Source organism: Pseudomonas sp. Rh2, assembly GCF_040762985.1.
Taxonomy (GTDB): Bacteria; Pseudomonadota; Gammaproteobacteria; order Pseudomonadales; family Pseudomonadaceae; genus Aquipseudomonas; species Aquipseudomonas taiwanensis.
This window is the reverse complement of sequence record NZ_CP142890.1, coordinates 5,260,460-5,278,703: the sequence shown is the minus strand read 5'-3', so window position 1 is coordinate 5,278,703 and position 18,244 is coordinate 5,260,460. Positions and strand designations below refer to the sequence as shown.

The window sequence follows — 18,244 nt, the reverse complement described above, 5'->3', positions numbered from 1 at the left end:
GCTTCGCAGGTTTTCGACGAAGCACCCGATTTGCCGGAGGAGGTCACTTGAAACTGCCATAGTTCGGGTTCGAGGGTGATTACATTTCTGTAAGCTTGCTTCAGCAGTGCTTGTGCCCTGTGTGCTGGTCTTGCTGAGCGGCGACGGGTGTCTGGTCATTGTTCTCCTGGGTAAGCTGATAAGCCTGCTGGGAGGATTGCCGAGCGGCTTCCATCCTCATGAAGGTGCGGTCCCCACCGCCTTCTGCATGGGCCAGGTTTGCCATGCCGAAGGTTGCTGCCATCACAACTGCCTTGACGCTGTTCATGGGTGTTCCCTCTGGTTTTTCGTTGGCGCCGATCGGCGCTCTGTCCAGAGGCAATTTAGGGACCTGAGCCTGTCAGGAAACTGAGTGGCGCATGACGTTTGCGTCAGCTTTTGCAGGGTGGCTTGGCTGCCAGTTTGAAGCGCACGCAGCGGTGGTTCGGAAAGGCCATCATCCGGCACTTCCTGACAGTACCCCACCAAGCAGTAGCTGGGTCGCCTACCTCGTGTTTGCCTACAGCCAGTCCATGGCAACCCGAGCTTAAGTTTGTGGCCGGCGTGCTGCACTTTGCGATGTTTTTTACAGCTTCGGCGCACTCTCCTGACTTTTTAGTCAACTGCGCAAGAAGTTGCGCACTCAAATGTGGATAAGCCTGTGCATACATTCCTGTAGGCCTTGAGAAATATGGCGTACAGGCAACTGCGCAACTTTTTGCACACCACTGCGCAAGAAGTTGCGCACTTTTCCCGTGGTTTTTTCCGAAAAAGCTCCCCGATTTTCAGCGTGGATCGCTGCAGGCCTTGATCTATAAGGCTTTTCCTCAAGTTGGCACGACTTTTGTCATATCAAGACCCGATTGACCGGCAATTAGCTGCCGAAAAAGGCACTTATCCACAGCAAGGAGAGCAGCACCATGGCAACACCCGCGTACATGTCCGTCACCGGCGAAAAACAAGGCCTGATCACCGCTGGCGCGTTCACCGCCGATTCGGTGGGCAACACCTACCAGGAAGGCCACGAAGACCAGGTGATGGTCCAGGGCTTCGACCACCAGGTGATCATCCCCCGTGATCCGCAGTCCGGCCAACCGACCGGCCAGCGCGTGCACAAACCGGTGAAGATCACCAAGGTCTTCGACAAGGCCTCGCCACTGCTGCTGGCGGCCCTGACCTCCGGCGAGCGCATGACCAAGGTCGAGATCAAGTGGTACCGCACCTCGGCCGCCGGCACCCAGGAGCACTACTACACCACCGTCCTGGAAGACGCGATCATCGTCGACATGAAGGACTACATGCACAACTGCCAGGACCCGGCCAACGCCCACTTCACCCACCTGGAAGACGTGTACTTCACCTACCGCAAGATCACCTGGACCCACGAGGTCTCCGGGACTTCCGGTTCCGACGACTGGCGCGTTCCGGTCGCAGGCTAAACCTGGATCACACCGCTGCCTGCCGCGTTCGCGCGGCGGGCTGCGGTCGTTTTCACTACGTTTTCCTAAAGGAGGACAGGGATGTTTGCCGCCGCGAACCAGACCCATTTCAGCTTGCACATCGACGGCCTGGAGCACGATTTCCAGGTCCTCGCCTTCAACGGCACGGAAGCCATCAGCCACGCCTATGCCATTGACCTCGAGCTGGTCAGCGAACGCCCTTCGCTGGACCTGGAACGCCTGCTGCACAAACCCGCCTTCCTCCAGCTCGACGATGCCGGCCGTGGCCTGCACGGCCTGATCTATCGCGCCGCCCAGGGCGAGTCGGGCAAGCGCCTGACCCGCTACCAGGTCACCCTGCGCCCGCAGCTGGCGTACCTGGACCACCGCATCAACCAGCGCATGTTCCAGCACAAGACCGTGCCGCAGATCATCGCCCTGGTCCTGGAGGAGCATGGCATCCTCGCCAATGCCTACCAGTTCCAGTTGGGCGCGCAGTACCCGCAACGCGAATACTGCGTGCAGTACGACGAGTCCAACCTGCACTTCATCCAGCGCTTGTGCGAAGAAGAAGGCATCCACTATCACTTTCGTCACCGCGCCGACGGCCACCTGCTGGTGTTCGGCGACGACCAGACGGTGTTTCCCAAACTGGCCCCGGTCAGCTTCCAGCACGACGCCGGGCTGGTCGCCGACACGCCGATGATCAAGGGCTTCGCCCTGCGCCTGGAAACCCGCACCAGCAGCGTCACGCGCCGCGACTACGACTTCAAGAAGCCGCTGATCCAGCTCGAAGGCGAGGCCGTCAGCCACGCCGAGCCGGACCTTGAAGACTACGACTACCCCGGCCGCTTCCTCGACCGCGCCCGTGGCAAGCACCTGGCCACCCGCGCCCTGGAGCGCCACCGCAGCGACTTCCGCCAGGCCGAGGGCCGCAGTGACCAACCGCTGCTGGCCAGCGGGCACTTCCTGGCCCTGGCCAGCCACCCCAACGCGGCCTGGAACGACCTCTGGCTGCTGCTCGCCGTGCACCACCAAGGCCGCCAGCCGCAGGTGCTGGAAGAAGTCATCACCAGCGACATCGACGCGAAGTACGACGGTTTCCAGCAGGGTTACCGCAACACCTTCACCGCCACGCCGTGGGACGCCCCGTACCGCCCGCCGCTGCGCCACCCCAAGCCCCGGGTGCTGGGCGACCAGCGCGCCGTGGTCAGCGGCCCGGCCGGCGAAGAGATCTACTGCGACGAATACGGCCGCATCAAGGTGCAGTTCTTCTGGGACCGCGAAGGCCAGGCCGACGACAAGTCCAGCGTGTGGCTGCGCGTCGCCTCCGGCTGGGCCGGCCAGGGCATCGCCGGCCTGCAGTTGCCCCGCGTGGGCATGGAAGTGCTGGTCAGCTTCCTTGAAGGCGACCCCGACCAGCCGCTGGTGACCGGCTGCCTGTACCACGGCGTGAACATGCCGCACTACAAGCTGCCCGACCTCAAGACCCTGGCCACGATCAAGAGCAAGGAATACAAGGGCAGCCGCGGCAACGAACTGCGCATCGACGACACCACCGGTGAAATCAGCATCGCCCTGCGCAGCGACCACGGCGCCAGTGCGCTGAACCTCGGCTACCTGACCCACCCCCGGCCGAGCGGCGGCGCCCCGCGCGGTGAAGGCTTCGAGTTGCGCACCGACCGCCACGGCGCCGTGCGCGCCGCTGGTGGCCTGCTGATCACCACCGAGCCCCGGCCGAACGAAGCCAGGCACCACAAGGACCTGCCCGAGACGGCCGAGCGCCTGGCCACCGCCAGCGAGCAGCAGGACAGCCTGGCTGAACTGGCCAAGCAGATGCAGGCACAGGAGCCAGGCGATCAGGACGAGGTGGCCAAGCGACTGCACGAGCAGCATCAGGGCATTCTCGGCAGCGGCCCGGCCAACCAGAGCGCCAATGAGTTTCCCGAACTCACCCAGCCGCACCTGGTGCTCGCCAGCCCTGCCGGCATCGCCCTGACCACGCCAGGGCCGACGCACGTGTCGACCGGTGAGCACCTGGCCCTGAGCAGTACCGGGCACACCAGCCTGTCGATCGGCAAACGCCTGCTGGCCAGTGCCAGCCAGGGCATGCGCCTGTTCGTGCAGAGCCTGGGCTGGAGACTGGTGGCGGCTGCGGGCGACATCGATATCCGCGCGCTGAAAGACAACATCAACCTGCTGGCCAAGCTCGACATCACCGCCAATGCCGACCGCATCGTGCTAACCGCCAAGACCGAATTGGTCGTGCAAGGCGGCGGCAGCGCCACCACGTACAACGCGGCGGGTATCACCCATGTCACCAGTGGCAACTACACCGCCCACGCGGCGCAGTTCGCCCACATCGGCGCCGCGAGCAAGGCGGGTACGTTCCCCGAACCGCCGAAGCCGGGCAAGGGCAACCTCGAACTGCTCTACCAGTACGTCAACAGCGCGGGTGTGAAGACCGGCGACTACGGGGTGATCGACGCGTTGGGCGCCTCGATCAAGGGCAGCCTCGACGGCAAGGGCTTCAATCAGGCATCCGGCGCTGCCGCTGGCCCGCTGTGGGTCGACTTCGGCCTAGACCCGGCCGACACCTGGTCCGATGCCAGCTTCTTCGGCGCGAACGCCTGGCCGGTGAAAGGCCAGTTCGACGACATCGCCCCCGGCCAGCAGGCCGTGGTCGGCGAAGTCGCGAGTGGCACCAAGGGCGCGGACGGGCTGCTGGGCCAGGGCTTGGCGCTGGCCCAGCAAGGCATGGACAAAGGCAAGGCATTGGTACAGGACGCGATGGCACAAGGAAAAACCGTGGCCCAGGGCATGCTGGGTTCGAGCGGCGGCGGCCTGCTGGAGCAGGGCAAGTCCCTGGCCAGCACCGGCATGAAACTGGCCCAGAGTGGCCAGGCCGCGTTGCAACAGGTGCAACAGGTCAAGGCCGTCGTCGGCGGCGACACCAGCGCCATGACCCAGCTCGCCAGCACGGTGGTGCCCGGCGCCGCCTCGGCCCTCAAGGCCGCCGACACTCTCAAGCAACTGCCCACGCTGCCGACGCTGAGCCCTCCCGCCAACCCGGCCAAGCGCCCGCAGGGCAGTGAGGTGCTGGCATGAGTGGCGAAACCAAGCAACGCGAAGCGCAAGTCGCGGTCGCCCCGCTCAACACCATCGACGCCAAGGACGTGGGCCGCGGCGCCGCCGCCTTCGACGCCTGGTTGCAGTCGGTCAGCAGCGGCTACGTCACCCTCGAACGGATCAAGACCGTGGCCGGTGCCTTGCCGGTGGTGGGCAACATCATGGCCCTGGTCGACGCCCTGGGCGATGTGGTCACCCTGGTCAAGAGCAAGCACCGCCAGGTGCTCGATTGGGTCAGCCTGGGCATCAACCTGATCGGCGTATTGCCGGCGCCGCCGACCATGGCAGCCGCCCGCATGAGCTTGCGCCCGACCTTGTTCCTGGTCCGCCAGGAGCTGCGCAACAGCGCCAAGATGCTGCTGGGCGACTCGCTGATCACGGTGCTGATGGGCCACCTCAACGCCACCATCGCCGGGACCCTCGACGACTTTGTGACCCAGGCACAGCCAAAGATCGCCGGCATTCTCAAGGACGCGGGCGATCTGGGTACCAAGGTGACTGGCGAAATTGCCACGGGCCTGGAGAAAGTCGTGCTCGGCCAACTCGACGCCCAGGGCGACAAGGCGGCGGCGAGCAAGCAGATGGCAGCCGCCAGCGACCAGTTGCTCAACGACCCCAAGGCGGCGATCAGCAACTTCTTCGGGGCGGTGCACAGCGCCTGCAAGGCGGCTGGTAAAGGCATGGCCAACAGCGCTACCAGCAAGCTGTTGCCCGATGACATCAAGAACAGCGTGCTGGCCAATACCGGGCAGCTGCGAGCGCTGGGCGGGGAAATGGCCACGCAGCTGAACAAGCTGTCCGATCCTGCGACGCAGATGAGCATCGGTTGGATGCTGACGGTGCTGGGTGGGGCGGTGGCAGGCTTCCGCAGCCGCCACAAGAACGGCCAGCCAGGGGTGGCCAAGCCGGATACCGTGACCAAGGTGGAGCGGGAGCAGAGCAAGGGTGAGCTTGCTGTCGTGGGTAAACAGGCCCCAGCCGAGCAGACCCCAAGCCCCAAGCGTCCACCGTGCCCCGCTGAACCGAAGGCCCGTACCGGCCACAGCATCAGCTTCTCGCTGGGCTCGGAATTCATTCAGCACACCGATTTCAGCTTGCCTGGCCCATTTCCCATCGAGTGGGAGCGGATCTACCACTCGCGCCTGGCCGAGTACGACCAGGGCAGCCTGGGCGCTCGTTGGGTAACCGAGTTCACCACCCGCATCGACATCGTCGGCAAAGGCGTGCTGTTCCACGACTTCGACGGCCGCAGCCACGCATTCGAGCTGCCCAAGGTCGGCAAGGCGCTGTTCAACGCCATCGAAGACTTGCTGCTGGTGCGCAGCACCGACAGCGAACTGGTGATCTGCCGTGGGTTCGTGCGCAAGGAATACTACCTGCGCGTGGGCGATCGTTATTACCTGCGCAAGATCCTGCTGGAGAACGACGCCGGCTGCATGCTGCATTACGAGCATCGCCACGAAGGCCGCCCGGTGCTGTCCGACATCATCACCTTCCAGGGTGATGCGAAGAACGTCCTACGTCACCTCGGCACCCTGATCGATGATCACGGCCATATCAAAGGCCTGTGGGAAATGCGCGACGGTCAGCCGCTACGCCAGCTCTGCGCCTATCACTATGACGAACAGGGCGACCTGATCGCCGCCCAGGACGAGAACGGCGCCGCCTGGCATTACCAGTATCAGCACCACCTGGTTACCCGCTACACCGACCGCACCGGGCGCGGCATGAACCTGGAATGGGAGGGCAGCAGCGCCCAGGCCAAGGCCATCCATGAATGGGCCGACGACGGCAGCTACGACACGCGTCTGGCGTGGGACGAGAACATCCGCCTGACCTACGTCACCGACGCTCACGGCCAGGAGACCTGGTACTACTACGATATCCAGGGCCACCTGTATCGCATCCGCTACCCGGACGAACGCTCCGAGTGGCTGTTCCGCGATGAGCGCAAGAAGCTCCTGCGCCACGTGCACGCCGATGGCAGCGAAGACCGCTACGACTACGACGATCAAGGCAGCGTCATTCGCCATATCCGTGCCGACCACAGCAAGACGCACTTTGCCTACGACGACCGTCGTCACCCGATCAAGATCCGCGACGCAGAAGGCGGCCTGTGGCTGCGTGATTACGACCGGAAAGGCAACCTGGTCGAAACCACCGACCCGCTGGGCAACAAGACCGAATTCACCTACACGCCTTCGGGCCTGGTGAAGGCGATCAAGGATGCCAACGGCAACGAGAAGAAGCTGGCGTACAACGCGGCGGACCAGCTGATCGAGTACACCGACTGCTCGGGCAAGACCAGTCAATGGGAGTACGACGACGTCGGTCGTCTGGTGCTGTTCACCGATGCGGCGGGCAACAAGACCACCTACGCGTACAAGGCCGGTCAGCTGGCGAAAGTCACCCACCCCGACAACACCGAAGAGCGTTTCGAACGCGATGCCGAAGGCCGCCTGTTGGCCCACGTCGACGCGCTGGACCGCTGCACCACCTGGTCCTACGACGCGGCCGGCAAACTGGTCGAACGGGTCGACGCCAACGAGCACACCTTGCGCTACCGCTGGGACAAGCTGGGCCGCCTGATCGGGCTGGAGAACGAGAACGACAGCAAGGCCACGTTCCTGTACGACCCGGTCGGCCGCCTGCTGGAAGAAAAGGGCTTCGATGGTTTGGTCACCCGCTACCAGTACGACCCGGACAGCGGTCGACTGGCCAGCACCCAGGTCGGTCAACGCCGGATCGACATCACCTTCGATGCCGTCGGGCGTCTGGCCTCGCGCACGGCCCGCCAGGGCGACCAGCGCCAGGAAGAAACCTTTGCCTACGACGGCAACGGCAAGCTGATCCAGGCCATCAATGCCGACAGCAAGTTGCAATGGTTCCATGACGAAGCGGGCAACCTCACTCGCGAGCATCAGTACTACCTCAAGACCGCTGTGCCGATGGTCGCGGTGTGGAAGCACGAGTACGACGCGCTGAACCTGCGCACGGCGACGATTCGTCCCGATGGCCATAAGGTCAGCACGCTCACCTACGGCAGCGGTCATGTGCTGGGCATGACCCTTGACCAGCATGAGCTGCTGGCCTATGAGCGCGATGCTCTGCACCGTGAGGTGGTCCGGCATCAGGGCAACCAGCTGATGCAGACCCAGGCGTGGGACCCGGCGGGTCGCCTGCAGGCGCAATGGCTGGGTAGCCACGACGGCAAGTCCACGTTGCTCAAGCGCCAGTATCAATACGATGCCGTCGGCCAGCTGACCGACATCCACGACACCCGCCGTGGTCACCTGGCCTATCAGTACGACCCGGTGGGCCGCCTGCTGCAAGCCACCAGTCGCCTGGGTGTCGAGACCTTCGCCTTCGACCCGGCCGGCAACCTGCTGGACCAGAAGACCCAGGAACTCAACCGCCCGCTGGAAAGCGACCCGCGTCGCAACAAGCTGATGGACAACCTGCTGCGCGAGTACGCCGGCACGCATTACCAGTACGACGAACGCGGCAACCTCATCCACCGCCTGCACAACGGCGACAAGGCCCGCCTGACCTGGGACCTGTTCGACCGTCTGGTCCGCTTCGACGATGGCAAGCTCAGCGTGGCGTACAGCTACGACGCGCTGGGCCGTCGCCTGCACAAACACTCGACCGCGCATCACTACGACGATCCCCGTGCGGGCAGCGGCTGGAACCAGATGCAACGCGCCAAGCGCCAGCGCGAACTGGGTTGCGGTTACACCCTGTACGGCTGGGATGGCGACAACCTCGCCTGGGAAAGCTCGCCGCCGCAGGACGAAGGGGAGACCGGGCGGACGGTGCATTACCTGTACGAACCGGACAGCTTCGTGCCCGTTGCGCAGGCGCTGCGCAAGGCACCGATTCGCCTGTTACGGCAGCCGGACTGGCGTGGACGCGAATACGACATCGACCAGGACCCGCTGTGGCAGCACGAAGTGAAACCGCAGCCGATCGATGCGATTGCCTGGTACCAGTGCGATCACCTCGGTACGCCGATGGAACTCACCGACCACCACGGAGAGGTGGCGTGGGCGGGGCAGTACAAGGCGTGGGGTGACGTGCGCGAGGTGCGTTCGGACTGGGCCAGGCAGATTGGGATGAGCAACCCGATTCGCTTCCAGGGGCAGTACCACGATCACGAGACCGGGCTGCATTACAACCGGTATCGGTACTATGATCCGAAGGCGGGCCGTTTCATTAGCCAAGACCCGATCAGTTATGAGGGGGGGCTGAATTTATATGCTTACGCCCCGAATCCAATTGAGTGGTTTGACGTATTTGGTTTAGCTCCCAAGAAGCAGTGTCCGATCTGTCAAGATGGATCGCATGGTCGATCAAACAAGCAGGAGCGGATTCGGGCATTGGCGGGTGACGATAAGCAGCCAGCGTGGATTCGAGGATGGGTGAAGAATGACATGCGCCATATCAAGAGTGGAAACAGAACGGTGCTAAGACTACCAGGGAATTCACGCAACTCAAAAGGTAAGGGGAAGGAGTTGGCGCATGGATATAATACAGAGGCGAAAGATGGCTTCTGCTATCGTCACTCTAAACTGCAAGATGCAGACCTTCATAAAACTCAGCACAGGATAGGAGGATATTGAGAATGCACGATAGTAAAGTTTTAAATGTATCCTCTCTAAGCTCAGAGGGTAGGTTTGAGTTTTTCATCAGAAAAGTTGCAGATTTTGAGGTTGTTTGGGGTTTGTATGATGAGGGATGGGCCACTGCTACCCTAGAAGGAAACGTAGTGGTGCCGTTCTGGCCTGAGGAGGAATTTGCTAAGCGCTGTGCGACGGATGAATGGGGTGATTTTTGGCCGCGTAAAATTGCTATTGAGGACTTTTTAGATAAGTGGCTTCCGGGTATGCATTCAGATTCTCGACTATGTCAAGTGTTTCCTGTGCCAGGGGATGTGGGGGTGGTGATTTCTCCGACTGCTCTTGAAGTTGCTTTGCGAGAAGAGCTTGAACAATACGAGTAGATGTTCGCTTTGAGGCGCGAGTACCTGCTCAATGATCGATATCTAGGTGGCGATTAAGGGGGGTTGTATTTTTTATAGAGGCGCCGAGCAATTTTATGATTTGCTCGGCGTTGCATGATGCGGATTTACAGAGTAGTTAGGGGCAGATTCAGAGGCTATTGAATTAAAGATGGGTTTCTCATGGTGCTTGGCTATCATTGCCGTCATCATTTCGATACGGAGACGCTGAACAATTAGCCGTTTCTTACCGTCCCCATTTTCAAGCCGGTTTTTCCAACCTACTGGCCTTACTCTGTGTTTCTTGGGCCGATTTCTATCCTGATTTTGCTGAGTTAGCGGGCCAGCCCCGCCTTTCAGACGGACTTATCCCGGCGTCCGTTGCAAATACCGCTTGGCCAGTACCAGATTGGCCAACCCAAACAGACTGAACAACTGCGCCGTATTCTTTTCCAGTCCACGGTAGCGAACCTTACGATGATTGAAGCGCACCTTGATCACCTGGAAGGGATGCTCGACCTTGGCACGCAGCTGCGCCGTGGCGTATTCGATTTTGCGCTTGACTCGGTACAGCACGCTGTCTTTGCCGTGATGTTTGTAACTGCTTGCGGGTAGTGGCTGGAACCAGATGCAACGCGCCAAGCGCCAGCGCGAAGTGGGTTGCGGTTACACCCTGTACGGCTGGGATGGCGACAACCTCGCCTGGGAAAGCTCGCCGCCGCAGGACGAAGGGGAGACCGGGCGGACGGTGCATTACCTGTACGAACCGGACAGCTTCGTGCCCGTTGCGCAGGCGCTGCGCAAGGCACCGATTCGCCTGTTACGGCAGCCGGACTGGCGTGGACGCGAATACGACATCGACCAGGACCCGCTGTGGCAGCACGAAGTGAAACCGCAGCCGATCGATGCGATTGCCTGGTACCAGTGCGATCACCTCGGTACGCCGATGGAGCTGACCGACCACCACGGAGAGGTGGCGTGGGCGGGGCAGTACAAGGCGTGGGGTGACGTGCGCGAGGTGCGTTCGGACTGGGCCAGGCAGATTGGGATGAGCAACCCGATTCGCTTCCAGGGGCAGTACCACGATCACGAGACCGGGCTGCATTACAACCGGTATCGGTACTATGATCCGAGGGTTGGGCGGTTTGTAAGCCAGGATCCGGTTAGCTACGGCGGCGGTTTCAACCTCTATGAGTATGTTCCGAACCCTATTGATTGGATCGATCCGTGGGGACTGAAGCGGATCAAGAATGCGATTGATGGGGATCGCCGCCATCAGGAGTTCAATGCGGAAATTAAAGCTAAACACCCAACTGCTTCAATTCAGAGCGAATGTTATTTGAGGGATGTGACTGGTCGTTCCGTCAGAGATCCAGTGACTGGCGAACGTCGACGAGTCGATACAGTTGTCATTGAAAACGGTACTGCAACAACTTATGAAGTCACCAGTATGGCCGCTAACAAAATGGAGCAGCAGGCTAAAGAAAGACGAATCTTGGCCGCGGGCGGTAGCTATATTAGGGATAGAAGTACTCAAGAGCTTGTGCCAGTCTCGGGGCTGTCTAAATTGCATAGGAGGGAGTGATGTCTGAAGACTTTGTAATGTGGGATATCGATGGTATTTTAGAGTCTTACAAGGATATCCCGGAGTGGGAGGCTAGTGTAAATAATACGTTAGAGGAACTGTTCAGATTCCTTGAGATGAATGGCCTGCTTTGTTGTAGGGTGACAAATGAGAGGGGGCAGATAATAAAGAGGAAGGTAAAATTTAGTGAGCTTACAGATGAGGGTAGAAGTATAGCATTTGGTCCTAAAAACCCTGTTCATAGATGGCTGGCTTCGAAGGGGGCTCAGAAAACTCCTCCAGATATGAAAATGTTGGAAAGGGCGCTCTTGGAAATAAGGCGTTGATTGTGGCGTGATTTGTTTGCTGTTAGATGCATTGTGACTTTAGCTCCTGTTAACGTTATTACGGAGTATGGCTCAGGTCTGCCTGTAAAGATTAATGCATTTTTGCGGCCAATATATGGTGGTCGACGCACTGTCAATTGCCTCCGTCAGAATTAGACTCGCTCACAATGCATTGAGTCGCGATTCGGACAAGTAGGGCCGCTGGATCGGCTGGCGAGCGCATGCAAGACCAGCTTCCGCTACAGTCCAGGCAGCTACCTACCGGAGGCGATGGACGTCGACGGCCTGGTCGCTCGTATGAGTAAGGCATGTACAACAGAATCTCGGCCAGGGAGCACGTTGATCATGATAAAGCTAAAGCCTTCGGCAGGACACAAAGAGAGTGTGAAGCGGCATTCAGCTCCAGTGGTTCGATGAGGTGCTAAAAACGGTAAGCTCATAAAGCTTTACAAGAAGAAAACCGGTGGGTCGCCTGGGTGTGCAGACCTTCGCCTTCGACCCGTCCGGAAACCTGCTGCGCGAGTACGCCGGCACGCATTACCAGTACGACGAACGCGGCAACCTCATCCACCGCCTGCACAACGGCGACAAGGCCCGCCTGACCTGGGACCTGTTCGACCGTCTGGTCCGCTTCGACGATGGCAAGTTCAGCGTCGCGTACAGCTACGACGCCCTGGGCCGTCGCCTGCACAAACACTCGACCGCGCATCACTACGACGATCCCCGTGCGGGCAGCGGCTGGAACCAGATGCAACGCGCCAAGCGCCAGCGCGAACTGGGTTGCGGTTACACCCTGTACGGCTGGGATGGCGACAACCTCGCCTGGGAAAGCTCGCCGCCGCAGGACGAAGGGGAGACCGGGCGGACGGTGCATTACCTGTACGAACCGGACAGCTTCGTGCCCGTTGCGCAGGCGCTGCGCAAGGCACCGATTCGCCTGTTACGGCAGCCGGACTGGCGTGGACGCGAATACGACATCGACCAGGACCCGCTGTGGCAGCACGAAGTGAAACCGCAGCCGATCGATGCGATTGCCTGGTACCAGTGCGATCACCTCGGTACGCCGATGGAGCTGACCGACCACCACGGAGAGGTGGCGTGGGCGGGGCAGTACAAGGCGTGGGGGGAAGTGCGCGAGGAGCGTTCGGAGTGGGCCAAGCAGGTTGGGATGAGCAACCCGATTCGCTTCCAGGGGCAGTACCACGATCATGAGACCGGGCTGCATTACAACCGGTATCGGTACTATGATCCGAGGGTTGGGCGGTTTGTGAGCCAGGACCCGATTAGCTACGTTGGTGGTTTCAACCTCTATGAGTATGTTCCGAACCCTATTGATTGGATCGATCCGTGGGGACTGAAGCGGATCAAGAATGCGATTGATGGGGATCGCCGCCATCAGGAATTCAATGCGGAAATTAAAACGCAGCATCCAAATGCGACTATTCAGAGTGAGTGTTATCTGCGGGATGCAAGCGGGAAGTCAGTCAAAGACCCTCATACTGGTGAACGCCGGCGGGTAGACACAGTTGTGATCGAGAGCGGAGAGGCCAAAACCTACGAGGTTACGAGTATGACGGCTGATAAAACGGACCAGATTCTTAAAGAGCGTCGAATATTAGCGACGGGTGGTAAATATGTTTAAAGATCGCTCCACTGGGAAACTAGTACCTGTGGCGGGCATTTCAGAGGTCGTTAGGAGAGATTGAATGAGCGACTATCCAGTATGGGATATAGATGGTGTGCTTGAAGCATATGCTAATATACCAGAGTGGCATGCAAGCATTGGTAGAGCTCTTGGAAACCTATTTTTGTTCATGGAAAGTAATGGTCTTTTGAATTGTCGGGTAAGTGATGAGCGCGGGAAATTAGTAAAGCGTGTGATTATGAGTAGCGAAATTACCGCGGAGGGCGATTTGCTATCAAGTGGTCGTAATAATGCAGTCGATAAGTGGTTGCGCTCAAAGGCAAGATTCAAAGACCCAGATGACTTAAGATCTCTTGAGAAGGCTTTGATGGATATTCGTGCGAAGAAACTCTAGCTGCGCTGCTTTCTAGACTGGCTAACCAGTAGGTGCTTGAGCCTAGGCTCTGTCTGAAAAAAGCCGTCGCATACACCGCATGACACAAGCCAGCGAGACCATTGCGGCATAACTTTTTGCGAGCTTGTCGAAGCGCGTGACGATTCGGCGGTTCTCTTTTAGCCAGCCGAACATGCGTTCGATGATGTTGCGCTGTCGATATTTTGGGCGGTCAAACAGTCTTGGCAAGCCGGGTTTGGGCTTGCGTTTCATTGAGCGCAGCGGAATGACCGGCTGCATCCGATATCGATCGCAGTAACGGGGCAAGGCCTCGGCGTCGTAGCCTTTGTCAGCCAGCAACCATTTGCATCGTTTGCGTGGACGACCACGCTGGTTTGTCGGGATGCTGACATCATCAAGTAACGGCTGGGCATAGCTGATGTCGCTGGCTTGGCCGCCAGAGAGAAGGAAGCGCAACGGTATCCCGTTGGCATCGCAGAGCATATGAATTTGGGTTGTCAGTCCGCCGCGACTGCGGCCTAGAGCGTGATCGGTAGGCTCGTCAGGCCCCCTTTTTTCCGCGCTCCAGATGAAGCACTGGTTGCTCGAACAGCGGTCGAATCGATCATCCAGGTGTGGGGATCGATCCAGCCTTTGTCATTGAGTCTGAGGTGCAATCGTCTGAGCATCTGATCGAATGTTCCGCGGTTTCGCCAGACCCGGAAGCGGTGATAGACCGTCGCCCAAGACCCGAAGCGCTCGGGCATATCTCGCCAGGCTGCTCCTGAGCACAGCACCCAGAGCACACCATCGAGCATCAAGCGATCACTGCTGCGGGGCCTGCCCCTGACGTGGGCTGCCGTAAAGAGATCGGCGACCACTGCCCACGCCTCATCCGAGAGTTAATAACGCTTTGCCATCACAGAATTCCTTTCCGCAGATGGCCGGCGACTGTACAGAACCCCGGCTGTTCCGGGGCCACATTTCAGTTTCTTGGGATCTCAGACAGAGCCTAGTAGGCGTCAGATGGATGTTTGGCAGTGAGCGTTGCGAACATCAGGCCTGCCGGCCTCTCGAGCCCGGCAGTTAAGGCAGGAAGCGGAGCAGTTCTTGTCGAACTGTCCTTGTACGATTTGATTTAGAGGTGTGGGATGTTTAATGAATTAACTTTTGAAGAGGGCGAATTTGATCTGCGTAAACCTTATCTAGGCGGTGACTAGGATGGGAGGAGATTATTTTGGGCAATTAAAAAGCCGGCTTGTGGCCGGCTTCTCGGGGACGGTCTTGGCTAATTTTTGGTAAGCCGCAATCGCCTTAATCGTGTTGGCACTCGGCCAGAATAGAGATGGCAGACGGCTGTGTGAGACGTCGCCAAGCCCTCTGGATCGCGGTTTGCACCGGTCGGGGCTGATGTGGCGCGTAGCATACTAGGGCTGGCGCTGGATGCCCAGCGAAAAATGGCACAGGTTGTTTCATTCGGCGCGCTTCTGGCGAAAATGTGACCAGTGGAATACCCAGCCTAGAATTTTCAGGTCCTGGCTTCTTAGCTGCGCGGGGGTGTAGCGTTCGACCGCGTGATTTCGACGGTCGTGGCTGTGCAGGCACAGGGTCCCCGATTGGCCCAGGCTCAGGCAGTTCACCCTGAGCGTGCCGTTATGCAGCAAGGCATAGGTTTCGCCTTCGATCACGTCGGTCAGGCTAAGGTCGATGGCCAACAGGGCGTTTCCTGGGATCAGCGGCGCCATGTTAGTGGCCGGCATGATCATGCAGACGGTCTGGCTGGCGGCGACGCCGAGTTTCTGCAGCGCTTGCGCAGGGAGGCGCAGGTATTTGCCTTTGATGGGTACCAGCTTGCCTTCGTGCAGTTCGTGCAAGGGTACTGGCAGCAGCCGCCCATCCATCGTCGACACGGCAACCAACCCTTCGCCAGCCTCTGGTTGTCTGGGCTGACGCAAGATGGACGTCGGGTGCTTGGGGCCATCGCCTGTGTGTAGCCAGCGTCGGTTTACGCAGAACAGCTCGGCCAGTTCGTCTAGTCGGGCCAGTGGGACGCCGCGCTTGAACCAGTTGTTGACGTGCTGGGCCGACACATGACGCAAGGCGGCAAGGTCGGAAGGGGTCAGACCGCATTCCCTGAGCAGGGCCCTTAAGCGTTCACCGGATGTATTCATGACAGCGAGTGTAACGACCGAGTGCCAGCGGGGAAATGAACCTGATGTTGATGCGAACTACGGCAAGCTGCCTGAGTTGTGGGAAATGGATTAGGACTAAGTAGGATTACTTACAGCCAACCTTCGAGGTTTGAATTTCGCTTACAAAAAACCCCGCCGAAGCGGGGTCTTTTTCCAATCGGTATCAGCCCTTGTAGGCTGCAACCGATTTGGTGATCTCGGCGCGGGCGGCGTCGGCGCCTGCCCAGCCCTTGACCTTGACCCACTTGCCTTTCTCGAGGTCTTTGTAGTTCTCGAAGAAGTGCTTGATTTGCTCCAGCAGCAGGGCTGGCAGGTCGGTGTATTCCTTCACGTCGACGTACAGCTGGCTCAGCTTGTCGTGTGGTACGGCCAGGACTTTGGCATCGCCACCGCTTTCGTCGTCCATGTGCAGGACGCCAACCGGACGGGCGCGGATGACCGAGCCTGGGGCAACCGGGTAGGGGGTAACGACCAGCACGTCCAGCGGATCACCGTCGTCAGCCAGGGTGTTGGGGATGTAGCCGTAGTTGGCTGGGTAGAACATCGGGGTGGCCATGAAGCGGTCAACGAACAGGGTGTCGCTGTCCTTGTCGATCTCGTATTTGATCGGCGCGTGGTTGGCCGGGATCTCGATGGCGACGTAGATGTCGTTCGGCAGGTCTTTGCCAGCCGGGATCTTGCTGTAGCTCATTGGGCTATGCCCCCGTGTTTGATCAAAAAAGTGGCGGCGATTATAGGCACATTCTGCCCGGGCATGCCACGCCTGGCCTGATGTGCGGCCGCATCAGGCGTGGCTTTCGCGGTAGTCCGGATGCTCCGCCAACAGCCGGGTCAGGCGGGCCAGCGGGTCCTGCCGGTAGAACAGCGACAGTTGATGGTACACCTGTGGATAACTGCCCTGCAGCAGGTCGGGAGCGCTGAAGAAGTATTCGCTGCTGACGGCAAAGAACTCCGCCGGGTTCTCGGCGGCATAAGGGTCGATGGCGGTCTCTGCGTCGGGGTCGGCATCCAGTTGCCGGTTGAGGTCGTCGTAGGCCGCTTGCATGGCGCTGGCCCAATGCTCTACGTGCATGCCGCTGTGCAGCGGCGGCAGGCCGTTGGCATCGCCGTTGAGCATGTCGAGCTTGTGTGCCAGCTCGTGGATGACCAGGTTGTAGGCCTCCCAGCCACCGCTGGCCAGCACGCCGGGCCACGCCATGATCACCGGGCCCTGCTGCCAGGCCTCACCGCTGTGCTCGGCATCCCAGACGTGCTCGACACCGCTGCTGTCACGGTGGCGCTGGGGGCTTTTGAAATCGTCGGGGTAGAGGATGATTTCGTGAAAACCCTGGTACCAGTTCAGGTCACCCAGGTGCATCAGCGGCAGTTGTGCCTGGGCGGCGAGGAACAGGCGCTGTTCGTCACTGAGTTCGACGCCGGGCAGGGTGGTGAGGTGTTTGTCGTGCAGGAAGAGGATGCAGGCCTCGCGCAGCCAGCGGTCCTCTTCATCACTGATGCCATCGAGCATCGGCAGATGGTCGCGGACCACCTGCCACTGCTGTGCGGTGACCGGGAAGCGCGCCAGGGTGCGCTTGCGCCGCCAGGCGCTCAACGACCACATGGGCTGTGGTCAGTGGGCCTTGGCCGCGCGGCCCAGGCGGCTGCGCAGCAAGCCGAGGATCATCGGCACTAGCGACAGGAAGATGATGGCCACCACCATCAGCGACAGGTGCTGCTTGATGAACGGCACGTTGCCGAAGAAGAAGCCCAAGGTCACCAGGCCTCCGACCCAAAGTACCGAGCCCGCGACGCTGAAGGCCAAAAAGCGCGGGTAGTGCATGTGGGCTATGCCGGCCACGAAGGGCGCGAAGGTGCGCAGGATGGGCAGGAAGCGCGCCAGGGTCACGGTCTTGCCGCCATGGCGTTCGTAGAACTCGTGGGTGCGCTGCAGGTAGTCACGACGGAATATCTTCGACTCGGGGTTGTTGAACAGCCGTTCGCCCGCGGTTCGCCCGATGATGTAGTTGGTGCTGTCGCCCATGATTGCCGCCGCCATCAGCAGGCCTGCCAGGAGCACCGGGTCCATGCCACCGCCCGCGGCAACGGCCCCTGCGATGAACAGCAGCGAGTCGCCCGGCAGGAACGGCATCACCACCAGGCCGGTCTCGCAGAAAATCACGGTGAACAGGATGGCGTAGATCCAGGGACCGTAATTGGTGACCAGCAGATCGAGGTACGCATCGAGATGCAGGATGAGGTCCAGCGGGTTGAAATCCATGTACAGCACCTGTGTTCTTGACCCGCTACGACGGGCACGCGATGACGGACAATGCCAAGGGCGTGGGCTTGTTTACCGCGCAATGGGTAAAAATTCACACATGACAGAGGGAGGCATTATACGGCGAAGTAGGAATCGTGCCCGGAGAGATTGTAGCGGGGGGTTACCAACGGGCGGCGGCGGACCAGCCGATTCAGCTGAGCCTGTGGGAGCGGTTATATCCGCCGTGCAGGCAATCTAGGCCAATCGCCGTACCGCCCCTCCCACAGGCGTCGTGCCAG

At 60.1% G+C, this 18,244-nt stretch carries 12 protein-coding genes and 3 pseudogenes; 8 read left to right on the top strand and 7 right to left on the bottom strand.

The genetic code is table 11. The features are described 5' to 3' along the window. Positions 1 to 100: 100 nt before the first annotated feature. Positions 101 to 307, bottom strand: a complete 207-nt coding sequence (locus tag VXM67_RS24105; RefSeq protein WP_023382568.1) for a co-regulatory protein PtrA N-terminal domain-containing protein — start codon at positions 305 to 307, stop codon at positions 101 to 103. A 631-nt stretch (positions 308 to 938) separates the two neighbouring features. Here VXM67_RS24105 and VXM67_RS24100 point away from each other — a divergent pair. The 4 genes from VXM67_RS24100 (at position 939) to VXM67_RS24085 (ending at position 9,588) form a co-directional block, all read left to right on the top strand. Continuing rightward, positions 939 to 1,457: an Hcp family type VI secretion system effector gene (locus VXM67_RS24100; protein WP_023381485.1), complete on the top strand. Its 519-nt coding sequence runs from the start codon at positions 939 to 941 to the stop codon at positions 1,455 to 1,457. A gap of 81 nt (positions 1,458 to 1,538) precedes the next feature. Beyond that, positions 1,539 to 4,565, top strand: a complete 3,027-nt coding sequence (locus VXM67_RS24095; RefSeq protein WP_367237422.1) for a type VI secretion system tip protein VgrG — start codon at positions 1,539 to 1,541, stop codon at positions 4,563 to 4,565. Then, positions 4,562 to 9,208 (top strand): RHS repeat-associated core domain-containing protein, encoded by a 4,647-nt coding sequence (locus VXM67_RS24090; RefSeq protein ID WP_367237421.1) that lies wholly within the window; start codon positions 4,562 to 4,564, stop codon positions 9,206 to 9,208. The genes VXM67_RS24095 and VXM67_RS24090 overlap by 4 nt, the downstream gene beginning before the upstream one ends. A gap of 2 nt (positions 9,209 to 9,210) precedes the next feature. Further along, on the top strand, positions 9,211 to 9,588 hold the full coding sequence (locus VXM67_RS24085) for a DUF2750 domain-containing protein (protein WP_041925556.1): 378 nt from the start codon (positions 9,211 to 9,213) through the stop codon (positions 9,586 to 9,588). 363 nt (positions 9,589 to 9,951) lie between these two features. Here the strand turns inward: VXM67_RS24085 and VXM67_RS24080 are convergent. Beyond that, a pseudogene (locus VXM67_RS24080) lies at positions 9,952 to 10,191 on the bottom strand (transposase); the annotation flags it as partial. 1 nt (position 10,192) lies between these two features. Here VXM67_RS24080 and VXM67_RS24075 point away from each other — a divergent pair. The 4 genes and pseudogenes from VXM67_RS24075 to VXM67_RS24060 all read left to right on the top strand — a co-directional run. Continuing rightward, positions 10,193 to 10,825: pseudogene (locus VXM67_RS24075) on the top strand (RHS repeat-associated core domain-containing protein); the annotation flags it as partial. 344 nt (positions 10,826 to 11,169) lie between these two features. Continuing rightward, positions 11,170 to 11,496, top strand: coding sequence for a hypothetical protein (locus VXM67_RS24070; protein ID WP_367237420.1), 327 nt, complete (start codon positions 11,170 to 11,172; stop codon positions 11,494 to 11,496). Positions 11,497 to 12,004: 508 nt separating this feature from the next. Then, positions 12,005 to 12,856 (top strand): annotated as a pseudogene (locus VXM67_RS24065) (RHS repeat-associated core domain-containing protein); the annotation flags it as partial. A gap of 346 nt (positions 12,857 to 13,202) precedes the next feature. Beyond that, complete coding sequence (locus VXM67_RS24060) at positions 13,203 to 13,535, top strand: hypothetical protein (protein WP_367237419.1); 333 nt, start codon at positions 13,203 to 13,205, stop codon at positions 13,533 to 13,535. A 42-nt stretch (positions 13,536 to 13,577) separates the two neighbouring features. On the opposite strand, the gene VXM67_RS24055 is transcribed toward VXM67_RS24060, so the two are convergent. The 5 genes from VXM67_RS24055 to VXM67_RS24035 all read right to left on the bottom strand — a co-directional run bounded on the left by VXM67_RS24055 (position 13,578) and on the right by VXM67_RS24035 (position 17,963). After that, positions 13,578 to 14,395 (bottom strand): IS5 family transposase gene (locus tag VXM67_RS24055; protein WP_367237418.1). Its coding sequence is split into 2 segments (ribosomal slippage): positions 13,578 to 14,086 and positions 14,086 to 14,395, totalling 819 coding nucleotides; the frame shifts between segments, so codons are not numbered across the junction. Positions 14,396 to 14,986: 591 nt separating this feature from the next. Continuing rightward, positions 14,987 to 15,685, bottom strand: a complete 699-nt coding sequence (locus tag VXM67_RS24050) for a helix-turn-helix transcriptional regulator (RefSeq protein ID WP_027907493.1) — start codon at positions 15,683 to 15,685, stop codon at positions 14,987 to 14,989. Between the two features lie 184 nt (positions 15,686 to 15,869). After that, positions 15,870 to 16,397: an inorganic diphosphatase gene (gene ppa / locus VXM67_RS24045; RefSeq protein WP_023382553.1), complete on the bottom strand. Its 528-nt coding sequence runs from the start codon at positions 16,395 to 16,397 to the stop codon at positions 15,870 to 15,872. 93 nt (positions 16,398 to 16,490) lie between these two features. Beyond that, a complete protein-coding gene (locus tag VXM67_RS24040; protein WP_023382552.1) occupies positions 16,491 to 17,306 on the bottom strand; it encodes a zinc-dependent peptidase in 816 nt (271 codons plus the stop codon). 9 nt (positions 17,307 to 17,315) lie between these two features. Then, complete coding sequence (locus tag VXM67_RS24035) at positions 17,316 to 17,963, bottom strand: DedA family protein (protein ID WP_023382551.1); 648 nt, start codon at positions 17,961 to 17,963, stop codon at positions 17,316 to 17,318. Positions 17,964 to 18,244 lie beyond the last annotated feature (281 nt).